The 15,721-nt window shown below is 52.1% G+C and carries 10 protein-coding genes, 1 tRNA gene and 1 pseudogene; 9 read left to right on the top strand and 3 right to left on the bottom strand.

Translation table 11 applies throughout. The annotated features are described in order from the left end of the window. Positions 1-20 precede the first annotated feature (20 nt). The 5 genes and pseudogenes from JRI89_10645 to JRI89_10625 all read left to right on the top strand — a co-directional run bounded on the left by JRI89_10645 (position 21) and on the right by JRI89_10625 (position 5,794). Positions 21-812 carry a type III pantothenate kinase gene (locus JRI89_10645; GenBank protein MBW2071699.1) on the top strand — a complete coding sequence of 264 codons (792 nt, stop codon included), beginning with the start codon at positions 21-23 and terminating at the stop codon, positions 810-812. 84 nt (positions 813-896) lie between these two features. After that, positions 897-1,832, top strand: a complete 936-nt coding sequence (locus tag JRI89_10640; GenBank protein ID MBW2071698.1) for an LD-carboxypeptidase — start codon at positions 897-899, stop codon at positions 1,830-1,832. Beyond that, a complete protein-coding gene (locus JRI89_10635; GenBank protein ID MBW2071697.1) occupies positions 1,829-2,926 on the top strand; it encodes a serine hydrolase in 1,098 nt (365 codons plus the stop codon). Before JRI89_10640 ends, JRI89_10635 begins: the two co-directional genes overlap by 4 nt. 168 nt (positions 2,927-3,094) lie before the next feature. Beyond that, positions 3,095-4,522, top strand: coding sequence for a UDP-N-acetylmuramate:L-alanyl-gamma-D-glutamyl-meso-diaminopimelate ligase (gene mpl, locus JRI89_10630; protein MBW2071696.1), 1,428 nt, complete (start codon positions 3,095-3,097; stop codon positions 4,520-4,522). A gap of 897 nt (positions 4,523-5,419) precedes the next feature. Continuing rightward, positions 5,420-5,794, top strand: a pseudogene (locus JRI89_10625) (CAP domain-containing protein). 717 nt (positions 5,795-6,511) lie between these two features. Here JRI89_10625 and nfi read toward each other — a convergent pair. Together nfi and JRI89_10615 are read right to left on the bottom strand one after the other, a co-directional pair. Then, the gene (nfi, locus tag JRI89_10620) at positions 6,512-7,192 is read right to left on the bottom strand and encodes a deoxyribonuclease V (protein MBW2071695.1); all 681 of its coding nucleotides are present in this window, start codon (positions 7,190-7,192) and stop codon (positions 6,512-6,514) included. Between the two features lie 99 nt (positions 7,193-7,291). Then, positions 7,292-9,478, bottom strand: a complete 2,187-nt coding sequence (locus tag JRI89_10615) for a vitamin B12-dependent ribonucleotide reductase (GenBank protein ID MBW2071694.1) — start codon at positions 9,476-9,478, stop codon at positions 7,292-7,294. 670 nt (positions 9,479-10,148) lie between these two features. On the opposite strand from JRI89_10615, the gene JRI89_10610 reads away from it, so the two are divergent. The 4 genes from JRI89_10610 (at position 10,149) to tyrA (ending at position 15,276) form a co-directional block, all read left to right on the top strand. Further along, positions 10,149-11,546, top strand: a complete 1,398-nt coding sequence (locus tag JRI89_10610) for a sigma-54-dependent Fis family transcriptional regulator (GenBank protein ID MBW2071693.1) — start codon at positions 10,149-10,151, stop codon at positions 11,544-11,546. 197 nt (positions 11,547-11,743) lie between these two features. Further along, complete coding sequence (locus tag JRI89_10605; protein MBW2071692.1) at positions 11,744-12,751, top strand: sigma-54-dependent Fis family transcriptional regulator; 1,008 nt, start codon at positions 11,744-11,746, stop codon at positions 12,749-12,751. Positions 12,752-13,043: 292 nt separating this feature from the next. Further along, positions 13,044-13,931: an FHA domain-containing protein gene (locus tag JRI89_10600; GenBank protein MBW2071691.1), complete on the top strand. Its 888-nt coding sequence runs from the start codon at positions 13,044-13,046 to the stop codon at positions 13,929-13,931. A gap of 208 nt (positions 13,932-14,139) precedes the next feature. Continuing rightward, positions 14,140-15,276, top strand: a complete 1,137-nt coding sequence (gene tyrA, locus JRI89_10595) for a bifunctional chorismate mutase/prephenate dehydrogenase (protein MBW2071690.1) — start codon at positions 14,140-14,142, stop codon at positions 15,274-15,276. A gap of 284 nt (positions 15,277-15,560) precedes the next feature. On the opposite strand, the gene JRI89_10590 is transcribed toward tyrA, so the two are convergent. Continuing rightward, positions 15,561-15,638 (bottom strand) — tRNA-Glu (locus tag JRI89_10590). Positions 15,639-15,721 lie beyond the last annotated feature (83 nt).

Raw genomic sequence — 15,721 nt, 5'->3', positions numbered from 1 at the left:
TTGCCAGGAGACTAACTGCCATGCTTCTCGCCCTGGATATAGGGAATACCAATTCCGTTCTCGGCCTCTACCGGGAGAACATCCTGGTCACTCACTGGCGCATTCGCACCGAACAGGACATTACTGCCGACGAGTACGGTATTCTCATGAGAAATCTCTTTGCTGCCAGAGATGTTCGCTTTGAAGATGTAACGCACATGGTAGTCTCCTGCGTAGTGCCGCCCATGCTCAACACTATTGTCGAATTTGCCGGCAAGTATTTCCATCTGGTGCCGCTCATCATCGAACCTGGAATTCGTACGGGAATGCCCATATTTTATGACAATCCCAAAGAAGTGGGGGCGGACCGTATTGTAAACGCAGTGGCAGCTTATCACAAGTACAAGAGCGCTCTTATCATCGTTGATTTTGGTACTGCCACTACCTTCGATTATGTTTCACCCAAAGGGGAATACCTGGGGGGGGTGATCAGCCCCGGGGTGCTCATATCCTGTGAAGCTCTTTTCCAGAAGGCATCCAAACTGCCGCGGGTAGAAATCTTTGCCAAACCAAAAAACATTATTGCCAAGGATACTATCAGTGCTATGAATGTGGGCATCATTTATGGCTACGCCGGTCTGGTGGACGGCATTGTCAGACGCATCAAGAGAGAAATGGGCACAGAACCAATGGTTGTGGCCACTGGCGGCCTGGCGGCTCTGATCGCCAACGAATCAGAAGAGATCCAGGTGGTGGATGACGACCTCACTCTCGAGGGTCTCAGGATCATATTTGAAAGAAACCGCCCAGAGGCAAAGTCGAGTAAACGATGAACTGCTGGGTGCGGCTGCAGCTTGCTCCCTTGTGGAGCAGGCACCTTCCCGCCTCGCCCTTCAGGCAAAACCCGGCAGCCATCTGTGAAAAGGAATAGCTGCAAGCCCATGCTGCCACCTTTGAGACCTCGCCGCTTGCACCCCGGAGATCGCGTTGCGGTATTGACGCCGGCGAGCCCCAGCCCTGCAGACGAACTGGAGGCCGGCCTCGAACGGCTGGACGAGTTTGCTTTACAGGTTAACGTTGCCCCCCTCGAGGTTGACCCCCGCTTTGCCTATCTGGCGGGCAGCGACGACTATCGCAGCAGTCAACTGAATGAAGCTTTCCGAGACTCAGACCTCAAGGCAATATTCTCTGCCAGAGGTGGCTACGGCTCTTTGCGGATCCTGCCGAGGCTGAGCTATGAGATGCTGCGACAGACACCCAAGATTCTCGTGGGGTTTAGCGATCTCACCTCATTGCTTCTCGCCTGTTACAGACATGCAGGGATAATTTGCTTTCATGGACCTACGGTTGCGAATCTGGCAACCATTGACGGTCAGAGCCTTCAATGCCTGTGGAAGGTGCTCAGCAGTGAAGAGCCCCTGACACTTCACTTTGAAAATTGTGAATGTCTTCTTCCTGGCAGAGCAACCGGCCCTGTCCTGGGAGGGAACCTCACCACCATCAGCCATCTTGTGGGCAGTAGATTCCTGCCTTCTTTCAACGGCGCAATTCTCTTGCTCGAGGACAGAGGCGAATCACTGTACCGCGTTGACAGGATGCTCACCCAGCTTGTGCATTGTGGTCTACTGGCTGGCATCAAGGGACTCTTACTGGGAGACTTTACAGACTGTGCCCCGCCAGCTCAGATTCTAGAGCTTTTCGACGAACGGTTGGCGGGCTGTTCCTTTCCTGTGCTTGCGGGAGCTCCCGTGGGGCACGGCTCCAGGAACTTCACTTTGCCCCTGGGCATCCCAGCCACCCTGGATGCTGCCAAGGCCACGCTCAGCTATCTCCATACAGCTACCGAACCATGACTGCTGCATCAAGCATTCGCCAGCTCCTAGAGGAAGCCGTTGCCGAGGGAGTATTTCCCGGTGCTGTGCTGCTGGTAAGCCGCAGGGGCAAAACAATGCTGTGCCATGCTGTGGGCAGCGCCTGTGTACTGCCTGTGCAGCGGCCCATGAGCAGGCATACCCTTTTTGATCTGGCCTCACTAACCAAGCCTCTTGCCACGGCTCTTGCCATTCTCACCCTGGCAACGGCTGAGGTTCTGCATCTTGACAGCCGTTTGTCTGAGCTGTTGCCTCGCCATCTGGTGCCAGCAGACAAAAGCGACATTACTGTCAGGCAACTCCTCTGTCACTGCTCTGGCTTGCCCAGTTGGCAGCCTTACTATCTGACCCTGCAGGACCTGCCCATGTCCGCCCGCAAGACTCGCCTGCGGGAACTCCTCCTGCAGGAACCGCTGGCACACTCACCTGGAAGTGCAACGGTGTACAGCGACCTGGGATACATGCTCCTCGATTGGCTCATTGAGCTCAAGACTGGCCTGGACTTGCACAGATTCACCCAGCAGAAGCTCTATAGCCTGCTCGGCTGTTCGACTCTGGCATTTCTGCCAGTCGGTTCAGCTGCCGCCCATAGTGGCCAGGATTATGCAGCCACTGAACAGTGCCCCTGGCGGGGTCGAGTGCTTGTTGGGGAAGTGCATGACGAGAATGCCTACGTGGTTGGCGGGGTGTGCGGCCACTCCGGACTTTTTGGCACGGCTCAGGATATCAAATGGCTGCTCCAGGCCCTTGTGGACACCATCAAGTCGAGAGGGCCCTTTCCTTTGTGGTCGGCAGAGCTGTTGGCCACCTTCCTGCGGCCTGCTGACCTGGATCCACACAGCAGTTGGGCTCTGGGCTTCGACACTCCTTCATCTTCGGGTTCGAGTGCTGGGCGTTATTTTTCTCGCCGCAGCATAGGACATCTTGGCTTCACCGGCACATCCATGTGGCTGGACATGGACAGAGAAGTGGCGGTGATCCTGCTGAGCAACCGGGTCCATCCCACCAGAAAAAATGACAGGATAAGGGAGTTCAGACCGCTGCTCCACGATATGGTGATGGAGCAGTATGGTTGAAATGTGGAGTGCGGTGCAGATGCTACAGGCATGTTTAGAGGTGTATTTCCTGGCCCGAATAATGCAATCTTTTTCAACAGCAGCGGGCAGCATGCCCATGAATCTCCCCTGAACAGTTGTGGAGACAATAGCCAAGTGGCAGTCGAGATCTCCTCCGAGGAAGCCGCCATGAAAGACAGTGTACCGACGTCAAAATTCTGCAAACGGATCCACATGCTGGGCATCTGCGGCACTGGCATGGGCACCCTGGCAGCTATGCTCCAGGAGGCCGGCTGCCAGGTGCAAGGCTCGGATCAGGATATTTATCCTCCCATGAGCACTTTTCTGAGGGCCAGAGGAATTGCCATTAACCAGGGATATGCACTGGAAAATCTCCAACCTCTTCCCGATCTGGTGATTATCGGCAATGTAATCCGCCGTGATAATCCTGAAGCCCAGGCCGTTCTCGAGCAGGGTTTACCTTACTGCTCAATGCCACAAGCCGTCAGCCGCTTCTTTCTGGAAGGTCGCTTGCCGGTTGTGGTGGCTGGCACCCATGGCAAGACAACGACCACCACTTTTCTGGCCTGGCTCCTCACTACTGCCGGCATGGATCCGGGTTGCCTGGTGGGCGGCATTATGTCCAACTGGCAGCAGAGCTACCGCCTCGGCAACGGTCCTTATTTTGTGGTGGAGGGTGACGAATACGACACTGCCTTCTTCGACAAGGGTCCAAAATTTCTCCATTACCGCCCACACGTCTGCATCCTCACCAGTGTGGAGTTTGATCATGCTGACATCTTCGCTGACTTGCAGGCTGTAAAACAAGCGTTCTCGCAGCTCGTTTCCCTCATTCCGCCCCAGGGCATCCTGGTTGCCAATGCTGACGACCCGAATGTCCGAGAGTTGCAAAAAGAGGCTGTCTGTAAAGTAGTAACCTATGGCATTCGCGAGCAGGCCGACTATATGGCCAGCAAAATTCTTTGCACCCAGGGGCGCACCAATTTTCTAGTCAGCGGCCCCTCAGACTTGCAGATCCAGCTGGGTTCATCCCTCCCTGGCAGGCACAATGTGAGCAATGTTCTCGCCGCTATTGCTGTGGCCCACGAACTGGAGGTGGCAGCTGCCGCCATGGTTGAGGCACTCTCCACATTCAAGGGCGTCCGGCGCCGGCAGGAGGTGCGCGCTCGAGTTGACGGCATTACAATAATCGATGATTTTGCTCACCACCCTACAGCTGTTAATGCCACAGTCAGAGCACTGCAGCAGTACTATCCTGGACACCGCCTCTGGGCTATTTTTGAGCCGCGCACCAACTCTAGCAGGAGAGGCGTGTTTCAGCAGGCCTATGCTGAGGCCTTTGATGCAGCCCATATGGTGCTGTTGAAAGAGCCGCCCGGCCTGGAAAGCATCCCTGCTGCAGAAAGGCTCTCTGTGGAAAAACTGGCCGCAGCCATAGGCAAGCGAGGAGTGGAAGCCCATCATTTCGCCGATGCCGACGCCATACTGCATTTTATCTCCAGCAGGGCAGAACCGGGGGATGTGCTGCTGCTCATGTCCACCGGCTCCTTTGACAATTTGCATCAGAGAATAATTGAAGTGTTGCAGTGCCGCTGAGCTTCATTTTTCTGCTGCCGGTAGCATACCGAGCGGGCCGGTCGTTTTACCTGTTTCATGAGACCGCTGGGCTGGCTCCATGCACGTTTGCCTACCCTCGCTGGACAGCAGTACAAAATCATATACAGCTCGAAGCTGAGCATGTTCTCGGGCAAACATTTCCAGCTGTTCAGCAAGTGGAGAAATTCGCAAATCTCTTTATGTAACATTGTGATATTACACGATTAATTTAAAAAAGCAGGTTTTGCTCAACAAACTGCCATGCATGCCTTCTCTCGGGCATGCGACTTGCTTTACCCGGTGACAACTTTCTTTCATAAACTGAGACAGGAGCGAACAACAGACTGCTGCTGCAGATCACTCCAGCAGTAACAGGGGCCCACATAAGACAGGGCGCCTAGTCCTAGGGGAGCATTCATGCGAAAGATCGGCGCAGTTTTTCTTCTCTCTCTGGTCGTCGCTGTGGCATCCCTTGCCCCAGTCGCTGCCCATGCTGCTCTGTTTGCCGATTATTCCGGGCCTCTGTCCGCCGATGCTTTCCCGGTAAACAAAGATGTGGTGCTTCGTCAGGCCTCGGTAGAAGTTAACTTTACCGAGCTTGCTGGAGGCAATGCCGAAGAACTCTCTCTGAACCTTTTTCCGGATGTCAATATAAGGGCATTTCTACATCATGTTGAACGCAGCGGCTCCCGCGGCTTTGCCTGGATCGGCTATGCCGAGCAGCAAGAGGATGCTCTGGTTACTCTGGTGGTGGAGGATGACAGGTTGGCAGGAATGATCTATTTCGGCGAAATGTGCTACCTCATTCGCCCGCTGCAAGGCAGTCTGCATGTAATCCGTGAGATTCATTCCCCTGCGGCCGTCTCCCCTGCTGCCGAGCAAGGGACACCATCCACCATGGAGCAGGAGGTATATGAACTGGTCAACCTGGAAAGGCAAACAGCAGGCATTCCTCCCTTGATCTGGGACGGCCGCCTTTATGATGCCGCTCTTGGCCATTCACAAGAAATGGCAGAGCTGGATTACTTTGCGCACGAAAGCTATGACGGCAGCGAGTTTCACCTGCGCATTGTTGCCGCTGGTTATTCTTACAACTATTGCGGTGAAAATATTGCCGGCGGCTACTCCACGCCCGAAGCAGTCATGAATGGCTGGATGAATAGTGACGGCCATCGGGCAAACATCCTCAATTCTTCTTTCTGTGACATAGGTGTGGGCTACAGTTACAACAGTTCCAGTCGGTACGGACACTACTGGACCCAGGACTTTGGCCGACAGCAGGGTGTCGACTCATGCCAGACTGCCAAAACTTACACTATTACTGCCACAGCCGGGTCTAATGGTTCCATTTCACCCGCTGGCACGATTGAAGTCTCCAGTGGCGGCAGTCAGTCTTTTGCAATAACTGCCGAGCCAGGCTATCTTATCGCCGACGTCCAGGTAGACGGCAAATCAGTCGGTGTAGTGGAGGAGTATACCTTCAGCAAGGTGAACGCGAACCATACCATTCAGGCAATTTTCAACTCCACCAGGCTTGGGGTGGACAGTGATGGTGACAGTATGCCGGACAGCTGGGAAGCAGCCAACAATCTGAACCCTTCCCTGAACGATGCCTCTGATGACCCAGACTTGGATGGACTGACTAATCTAGCCGAGTATAGCGCTGGCACCAATCCACATGAGCCTGACACAGATGGTGACTTCATGCAAGACGGCTGGGAGGTCCAATACGGCCTCAACCCCCTGAATGACGATGGCGCTGCTGATGCCGATGGCGATGGCTATGCCAATGTTCGCGAATACCGCAGGAAAACTGATCCAAATGATGCTGATTCACATCCAGACGCTGTCCTGCCCTGGATACATTTGCTGTTGCCGACAGATTAACGTCCCTTTGCTGGACCTCCCAGGGCCATGCCTCAGACTGCGGCCCTTTTGGCTGCAGAGACATCCCCGCCTCAGCTGCCGCTTGTAGAGCATCCATCCATGTTATGTTGCGGCTCGAGAATGCACTTCTCTTTGTACTGTGAGGTGAGCCCGGCGAATAGGCTCGGGCAGACGAAATCTGCGACAGCAGCGCAGTACTAACCTCATGCTGGAGTCCACATCAGCGAGGTGCCCGGGAGAGATGTAAAGAGGCTTTACCCTGCGCCTGGTTCGCAGCACCACTCCCAGGCGCTCACCTGCATGCATAAGGGAGCGGTACTGGCCGCGGTTCTCCCCTACCCTGCCATGTTCACCCACAAGTCTGCTCTTGGCACAACCCACAGTGGGAACCTGAAGCCACAATCCCAGATGACTGGCAAGTCCTAACCTTCGTGGATGGGCCACGCCCTGGCCGTCGCAGAGTACTATGTCGGGCTGCAGCTGCAGGTGCTCAAATGCCTTGAGCAGAGAAGGAATTTCTCGAAAAGAAAGAAGTCCAGGAACGTAGGGAAATGAAACGTGATCTTCTACTGTCAGCAGCTCCTGAAGCTCGAGTTGCGGCAGCCTGTAGACAGCCACAGCCGCTACGACTTTGCTGTCGTCAGGTCGGTAACCCACATCAGCGCCGGCTATGAGCTGCGGTCTCCTAGGCAATGGCTGGAGTACCACTTGCCGCGCCAGTTGCCGCTGCAGAGCTACGGCCTTTTTCGCTGATGCAGGCCACGAGTGGAGCGCAGACAGGATGTGCACGTCAGTTCGCCAAGTAAACCTGTTCCTCAGCCAGCCTTGCAATCAAGATCTGGAGCAGCCGCTGTGACTACCCGCTCAATAACCATTACCTGCTCAGCCGCAGCGGGAAAATCCGCATGAGCGGCAGACAATGCAGCCGCCTTCATGTTCCACTGCCGCACCACAATCTGGGCAGGCGCCCATCTCAGCAATCATGTTATTGAAACCGCTGTCAGTATATTCATTGAGCACCTTGGCAATGGCATCTGAACAGCTGAGCACCATCTCACCGTTTTGCCACACTGGAGAGGGGCAGCGAATGCCCATGAGCTGTTTGAGAATCGATTCTATCTTGACCCCGGAGCGAAGGGCCAGCGAAATCAATCTGCCCGTAGCTTCAATCTGTGAATTGGCGCATCCGCCTGCTTTGCCCATCTGAGCAAACACCTCACAGATGCCCAGCTCATCGTTATTGATGGTCACATATAGCTTGCCGCAGCCAGTGCTCATTCTTTGAGTGACGCCGTAGGTGCGCTCTGGGCGGGGACGAGGAACTACCTGAGGAGCTTCAGCTTTGCGCTGAATATTGAGGACCTGTGTCTCTCTGCTGCCGTCCCTATATATTGTCAACCCCTTGCAGCCAGAGTGGTAGGCCAGCAGGTAGGCAGAGCGGACGTCCTCCCGGGTGGCGGAATGCGGGAAGTTGATGGTCTTGCTCACGGCATTGTCCGTGTATTCTTGAAATGCTGCCTGGATGCGGATGTGCCATTCTGGATTGATATCGTGAGCAGTCACAAACAGCCGCTTCACATCCTCGGGGATGTTCGCAATATCCTGGAGTGAGCCCTTTTCGGCAATCTCCTTCATCAACGAATCACTATAGAAGCCCCGCTCCTCGGCTATCTGGCGAAATAGAGGATGAACTTCCAGGAGCTCCTGTCCGTCTAGTACTTTTCTCAGGAAGGTAACAGCAAAAATCGGTTCAATGCCACTGGAAGCGCCCGCAATGATGCTTATGGTGCCGGTGGGTGCAATGGTGGTAGTTGTAGCATTTCTCATGTAAGGCGTCTCAGGCCTGTCATAAATAGAACCTGGATAGTTTGGAAAATTTCCCCGCTGCTTGCCAAGCTCTGCAGACGCCGTCTTGGACTCACGCTGAATGAACGACATGACCTCTCGCGCCGTTTCAATAGCCTCCTCAGAATTGTAGGGAATGCCCAGAGCAATTAGCATGTCCGCAAAACCCATTACACCCAGGCCAATCTTGCGGTTCGCCCTTGTCATCTCTTCGATCTCTGGCAGGGGGTAGCGATTCACGTCTATGACATTGTCCAGAAAATGCACGCTGGTGTGAACTATCTGTTGCAGCTTCGAGAAATCTATCTTTCCTTGTCGCACCACCTTACCCAGGTTGATCGAACCCAGATTGCAGGACTCATAAGGCAGCAGAGGTTGCTCCCCACAGGGGTTGGTGGACTCGATGCTGCCCACGTGAGGTGTGGGGTTGTCACGGTTGATGGTGTCGATAAAGATTATTCCAGGTTCTCCATTCCTCCAGGCAGAGTCGACGATGAGCTCGAATACCTCCCTGGCGGCAAGCCTCTTGGTGGTTTCTCCCGTGCGTGGATTTACCAGATCATATTCGCTGTCACTCTCCACCGCCTGCATGAATTTATCGGTCACGGCAACAGAGATATTGAAATTGTTCAGCTTGTCGTTATCAGTCTTGCAGGTGATGAACTGCTCGATGTCAGGGTGATCGACTCGCAAAATACCCATATTGGCGCCCCGCCTGGTTCCACCCTGCTTTATGGTCTCGGTGGCCACATCGAACACCGTCATGAAGCTGATAGGACCACTGGAGACCCCCTGGGTGGAGAGGACCTTGTCGTTTTCCGGCCTTACCCTGGAAAAGGAGAACCCTGTACCGCCGCCACTCTTGTGAATCATGGCAGTGTGTTTGATCGCTTCAAAAATACTCTCAATGGAGTCTTCAACGGGAAGAACAAAACAGGCGGAAAGCTGACCGAGCTCTCTACCGGCGTTCATCAAGGTGGGAGAGTTCGGGATGAACTCCAGTTTGACCATGAGCCGATAGAAATCGGCCATCACCTGGTTGATATCCGCCTCCGGGTCATAGTTCAGATCAGCCTCGGCAACCGCCTGGGCAACTCTTCTGAACATCTCCTCCGGAGTCTCTGCCACCTCACCGTACTCGTTTTTCCTGAGGTACCTCTTCTTGAGTACGACCAGGGCGTTTTCACTCAATACTGGGGACTCAAGGTGTTGATAAGAACCCATTTTTGCTCCTTGCGCTTCACCAACCTTAATAAGATTCTACCCTTGTATTCAGGCAGCTGGCAACAATCATTTTTTTCTTTTCACGGCAAGATTCACCCGAGGGTTTGACCATCATAAAAAAGGGCATTCCTGAAGTCAAACCCATTTGCCGAGAAAAAAATACCTCAACTACAAATTAATCATAACTAGCTGCTTTTACAGCTTAAAATTCTATCCAAGCAATATGATAGCTGGGGAATTTCCCCACAGATCGCGCCTGCTGCTGCACCTACACCTAGAAGTCGATTGGCCGTGCCCCTGGCTCCACCGGGGAAGGGACTGGCACAACGAGCAAGCTGTTATTTGTGGACCTTGTCAGGCCATCAGAAATACAGTAGGTTAATCTACGACAGTTTTTCTGCGGAGGCCTTACAAGACTGGCGGCTGCATGCTAGTGAAATCTGCATATTGGTGGGCAGGCACAACTTGCCACTCTGATCACTGGCTAGATAGACCACTGAAAAAGGGAGGATGAGTCACCGCCTTATCATTGATTTTCTTGGCGTGACTATCCTTACTGAAATAGTGGCACTTCCTTTGCATCGTGCTCTTAATTCGGGCAGCACAGTACCAGCCCACAGAACCTGGAAGCAAGCAAATCTATTTAAATATATACATGGAGGCGGAGGCAATGGCCCACATCCTCGTGGTTGACGATGAACAGAGCATGAGAGAATTGTTGCAAATCATGCTCACCAAAGAAGGCTATCAGGTAACCACTGCTGCGGGTGGCACGCAGGCCATAAACCTCTTGGAAAAAACACCTTTCGATCTCGTCATAACCGACATCAAGATGAAAAAGGTGGACGGCCTCGAAGTCTTGAAAAGATGCAAGGAACTGCATCCACAGGCTGTAGTGATCCTGATATCTGCCTACGCCACTACTTCTACAGCCGTGGAAGCAATGAAGTGGGGCGCCTACGACTACCTGCCAAAGCCGTTCAAAGTGCAGGAGATGAAGTCAGTAATACGTGATGCCCTTGCAACAGCCCAGACACAAGAGGTGCTGCACAAAAGAGTGCCCACCGACGCTGCTGTTTCGGATCAATACGGCATCATTGGCACCAGTTCCGAGATGAAGAAGATCTTTGACCTCATCCCTCGAATAGCAGCAGCAACCAGCAATGTCCTGATCACAGGAGAATCGGGTACCGGCAAAGAACTGATTGCCAAGGCGATCCACACGCAGAGTCCTCGCAGTAATGAACCTTTTGTCACGGTCAACTGTGGAAGTATGCCTGAAACTCTCATGGAAAGCGAGCTGTTCGGCCACAAGAAGGGCTCTTTTACAGGAGCTTCAGCTACACGGAGCGGTCTGTTCGAGGCAGCACATCAGGGCACCATCTTCCTCGATGAAATAGCTGAACTCACTCCTCCTGTGCAGGTAAAACTCCTGCGAGCTGTTCAGGAAAAAAAATTCAAGATGGTGGGGGGAACCGAGGAAATCAGTGTTGATGTTCGCATAATCAGCGCCACCAACAGAGACCTCGAACAGGAAGTAATGGCAGGTCGTTTCCGCGAAGATCTTTACTATAGACTCAATGTGATTCATATCCGTATGCCTCCGCTCCGAGAACGGCCTGAAGACATTCCTTTACTGGCACAACATTTCCTGGAAAAGTACAGCCGGCAGATGGGCAAGGACATCAGGAAAATTTCTGCCTTTGCCCTGGACATACTCAAGAGCTACAATTTCCCGGGGAACATACGCGAACTGGAAAACATAATTGAACGCAGCGTTGCCCTGGAAACTTCAAATATAGTCCTGCCAGACAGCCTCACCCTGTCAAGTTTCAAGCAAACCCAGGCGCAGACGCACCCAGCTGCTGTGACCATGGGTTTGCCGCCTGACGGTATCGACTTGGATGAGGTGCTGGGCCAACTTGAAAGAGATCTTTTGCAGCAGGCCTTGGCGCGTACTCATGGAGCCAAGCAAAAGGCTGCCGACCTGCTGGGCATAAGCTTTCGCTCTTTCCGTTACCGACTTGCCAAGTATGGTCTGGGTGAAGAAGATGAAGTGGAGGAGTGAGAGAACAACGATTGAAATTATAAGACATCAAAGCTCTCTAGCAGTTGGCACTTGACGAAATGGTGAAAATCATGAGAAGTTAGCGTGCACATTTTCGAGTAAATACATGAGGTGGACATCAGGTGCCGTATGTAGAAAGCCAAGGCGAAGTCTGAAGCTGCCAGAAATACAAGATCATCATGCATGTAGGCGAAGAAATGCTGGTTGGTGAAAGCCAACCAATGAAAAAAATAATCGGAATCATTCGTCAGGTAGCCAACAGCGACTTGAATGTTATTATTTCTGGTGAAACAGGAGTTGGCAAAGAGCTTGTTGCCCGGGCACTCCATCTCACCTCGGATCGGCGCAACAAACCCCTGGTCAAAGTTAACTGTGCGGCTATTCCCAACGAACTTCTGGAAAGCGAACTTTTCGGCTACGAAAAGGGAGCCTTCACAGGCGCCGACTCCACCAAGATGGGAAAATTCGAACTGGCCCACGAAGGGACTATTCTCCTGGACGAGATCGGAGATATGCCTCTGTCCCTGCAAGCCAAAATGCTGCAAGTGCTCCAAGACTTTCAGTTCTCCCGCTTGGGCGGCAAGAAGGACATCAAAGTTGATTGCTGGGTCCTTGCCGCCACAAATCAGGATCTGGAACAACATATTCGCAACGGCTCCTTCAGGGAGGACCTCTATTATCGACTCAATCTAATCAAAATATATATCCCTCCCCTGCGGGAAAGGGTCGAGGACATTATGCCTCTGGTCCGTTATTTCGAAAAACGGTTTGCCAGAGAGGTCGAATTCAAGAAGTTCGACTTTCAACAGGGAGAGATAGAGGATTTTTTCTGCCGCTATTCCTGGCCCGGAAATGTGAGAGAGCTTCAACATGTGGTCAAGAGATTAATGATTCTGGGAGACTGGGAAACGGTCAAGAGTGAGCTTTTGACCAGAGATTCACGAGATGCTGCTGGTGAACAGAAGATCTCTGCGGCAACACCTCCGGCCGGCTCTGAGGTGCGGCAGGCAGCATCACCTGAGAAACGTTTTCCTTCTTTAAAAGAAGTCAAGAAAAAGGCCACCCAGGAAGCGGAGATGAAGTTGATCAAGGCGGTCCTGGCTGAGACAGGTTGGAATCGGAAAAAAGCAGCCGATATTCTCTGTATCAGCTACAAGGCCCTCCTATACAAGATTAAAGAATACAGGATAGACGTGTATCACTAGAGGCTCACAAACTACTACCTTTTGGCAAAACGGGTACTATATTGTAGCATTTTTTTCACAATCCCAAGGCAAAATTGGCTGTTGATCGGTATTCTTTTTTCTTTATAACTCCTTGAAGTTATAGTATTATTCTCATCAATATCAGAGAGAGCACAATTCTTGCAGAAGTCGAGGAGTGATTGCGAAGCAAGCCGTTCGCGTGGACTCCATGGTGAGAAGCTAATGCGGGAGGTACACTCAAGCGTTTGGAAGACCATTGCGTCTTCTCTGCAATGCGAGGAGTCAGCATGCCATGAAAGCCCAGGAGCGTCGAAAATTCAGAAGATTGGACCACCAGTTTCCCACGATGATTCACTGTCGGACTGGCTCTTGTTTGTCTATCGAAGGGCAGAGTATGAATTTGAGCCAGGGAGGCGCTTTTGTCAGAACCAAAGCATGGCATGGCGTACGGGTGAATGACAAGGCGGTCGTTACTTTTTTCCTGCCCCCAGACTTTACTGGACATGACAAGACTATTGGTCTGCAAGGTGAAGGTATAATTACTAGAGTCGATGAAGACAACCAGGGGGTAGGAATAAAATTTGTAAAAGGATTTAAACAATTTGAACAGATTACAGTGCCAGAAGTTGCAGGAGAGATAAAATATAAACCTGTAGCCCACTATTTGTCGATATATGGCAACACTCCCCCCAATGATTTCATCGCTAAGTATTCTAATGGTTTTCTGGTTGAAAAGTCGAAAAAATTCTTTGACAAGAATGTTATTGTACAGTTTGGTACAGAACTAGCTGAAGATAAATATGTCTTAGAACAGATAAAAAGAGGAGTGAAAAATCTAGATATTTTAAAAGCTCGGGTTATTGAGATATCAAAAAGAAAATCTCATACAGATCCCGATACAATTACTATTGGACGCTCTCCTCACAACGATATTGTTCTCTACAATAAGATGGTCTCTAAAGCACACGCCTACATATATCCTTTATCCAAGGGTGAAAAGACATATATTGTCGACACCAAGTCAACCAATGGCACTTTTATCAACAACAAGAAGATTCCTCCCCATGAGAAGCATCTACTTTCAGATGGTGATGAGATATCTTTTGGCCCGGAAACCAGACTGATCTATTTTTCACCAAGGGCATTTCATAACTTTCTAAAAAAACTTCAACCTTTGTAAGTAAATGGCAGATAATCTTCCCTGAGCCCTTTCCACCTTTTCGAAGTAGATCTCCCCTGACAGCGTACTCTACCTTGTCAATCGGCGGTCAAACGTGGTATTTGACTAGACTCGTGTTTTTTTGTTTGGATAGGGCTCCTGGGGCAAACAGGGCGGCAGCCAGCAAACTGCTGCCGCTGGAACTGGTAAGACATAGAATGCTTGCTCGCTGAAAAGAGGAAACGTGGAAAAGCTACTTGAAGAGCTGCGGCACAATATAGACGAGATAGACCAGCAGATTGTGGACCTTTTGGTCAAACGGAAAAGCGAGGTGGAAAAAATTGTTGCCTTGAAAAAGACCCACAATCTACCCGTTTATCATCCAGCCCGTGAAGAAGACCTGCTAAGTCAACGCCGGGCCCAAGCAAAAGGGAAAGCCCTCGACCCCGAGTTTGTTGAGGAACTTTTCCGCTGCATTCTGCGCCATTCGCGGGTTGAACAGACGGCTCGACTGCAAAAAAAGGGCATCCGTCAGGGCGAAACCGTACTTCTTGTTGGCGGCCTCGGGGAGATGGGAAACTATTTTCACCACTGGTTCGCCGATTCTGGCTACTCTGTGCGCATTCTTGACAGGGATGATTGGGCTTCCGTGACAGAGCTGTGTGAGGACATTGCCCTCGCCCTGATCTGCGTACCCATCGAGATCACCTTGCAGGTGATCGCCAGGCTTGGTCCTCATCTTCCACAGCGTTGCGTCCTCGCCGACATCACCAGCATCAAGCAAGCTCCCCTGGAGGCCATGCTGCAGCACCATGGGGGACCTGTGCTGGGCCTGCATCCCTTGTTTGGACCCACCACCTCTACCCTGGACAAGCAGCTTGTGGTTGCGACACCAGGTAGAGATGAACAGGCATGTCAGTGGCTCAAGGATCAGTTCGCTGCCTGGGGAGCGATTGTCGTCCAGTGTGAGGCCCGCGAACACGATGCCATCATGAGCATCGTCCAATCGGTGCGGCATTTTGCCACTTTTGCCTTTGGCCAGTTTCTCAGAAAAAAGCAGATCGATCTGGCCCGCACCCTCGAGTTTTCCAGCCCTATTTACAGGCTGGAGCTGGGTATGGTGGGCCGGCTTTTTGCCCAGAACCCCGGCTTGTATGCTGAAATAATTTTCGCCTCGCCCGAAAGACAACAGCTTCTGAAAGACTACCTGGCCTCCATCCAGGAAAACCTCGCCATGCTGGCGGCCGGAGACAAAAAGGCCTTCATAGAGGAGTTCACAAGAATCGCCGAGTGGTTCGGCCCTTTCAGTGATCAGGCCCTGCGGGAAAGCTCATATCTTATCGATAGACTCATCGAGCGCTTCTAGCTCGTATGTTTCAGACCTTGCTGGTACTGCAACACCGGGAGAATCGTAGGTAGTGGGGACCTCCGTCGTTAAGATTTTTCTCTGCTTTCCCAGCTTATTCCTAACTGGAGGTTTCTTTTTTTGGTAGCTATTAAATAAGGTTCATCCGGCAAATGCCTGGGTGTCCCAATTAGTTGACTGAGGCTGTGGTGCTGGAGGCCCCACTGCCTCCCCAACAACACCTCCTTTTGCCAGCCGCAAAAAAGAAGGGCCGCCATTGCCTCATGACGACCCCCTATATTTGCTGGCGTCCCCAACCGGATTTGAACCGGTGTTGCCGGCGTGAAAGGCCGGTGTCCTGGACCGGGCTAGACGATGGGGACACTTGCTTTTACGTTAGTAAACTCTCTGGGCCTGCCTCTTTCCTCCAAACATCGCCTTGTTACCGGTGTTGTCCCGCTTGAAA

The sequence above is a fragment of the Deltaproteobacteria bacterium genome, from assembly GCA_019309045.1.
GTDB lineage: Bacteria > Desulfobacterota > Syntrophobacteria > BM002 > BM002 > JAFDGZ01.
The sequence above is the reverse complement of the archived record's forward strand: the minus strand, read 5'-3'. Positions and strand labels throughout refer to the sequence as shown.

Coding starts and splice junctions, on each gene's coding strand:
- JRI89_10645 (MBW2071699.1), top strand. CDS start 21: ATGCTTCTCGCCCTGGATATAGGGAATACCAATTCCGTTCTCGGCCTC.
- JRI89_10635 (MBW2071697.1), top strand. CDS start 1,829: ATGACTGCTGCATCAAGCATTCGCCAGCTCCTAGAGGAAGCCGTTGCC.
- mpl (MBW2071696.1), top strand. CDS start 3,095: ATGAAAGACAGTGTACCGACGTCAAAATTCTGCAAACGGATCCACATG.
- JRI89_10615 (MBW2071694.1), bottom strand. CDS start 9,478: ATGGGTTCTTATCAACACCTTGAGTCCCCAGTATTGAGTGAAAACGCC.
- JRI89_10610 (MBW2071693.1), top strand. CDS start 10,149: ATGGCCCACATCCTCGTGGTTGACGATGAACAGAGCATGAGAGAATTG.
- JRI89_10605 (MBW2071692.1), top strand. CDS start 11,744: ATGCTGGTTGGTGAAAGCCAACCAATGAAAAAAATAATCGGAATCATT.
- JRI89_10600 (MBW2071691.1), top strand. CDS start 13,044: ATGAAAGCCCAGGAGCGTCGAAAATTCAGAAGATTGGACCACCAGTTT.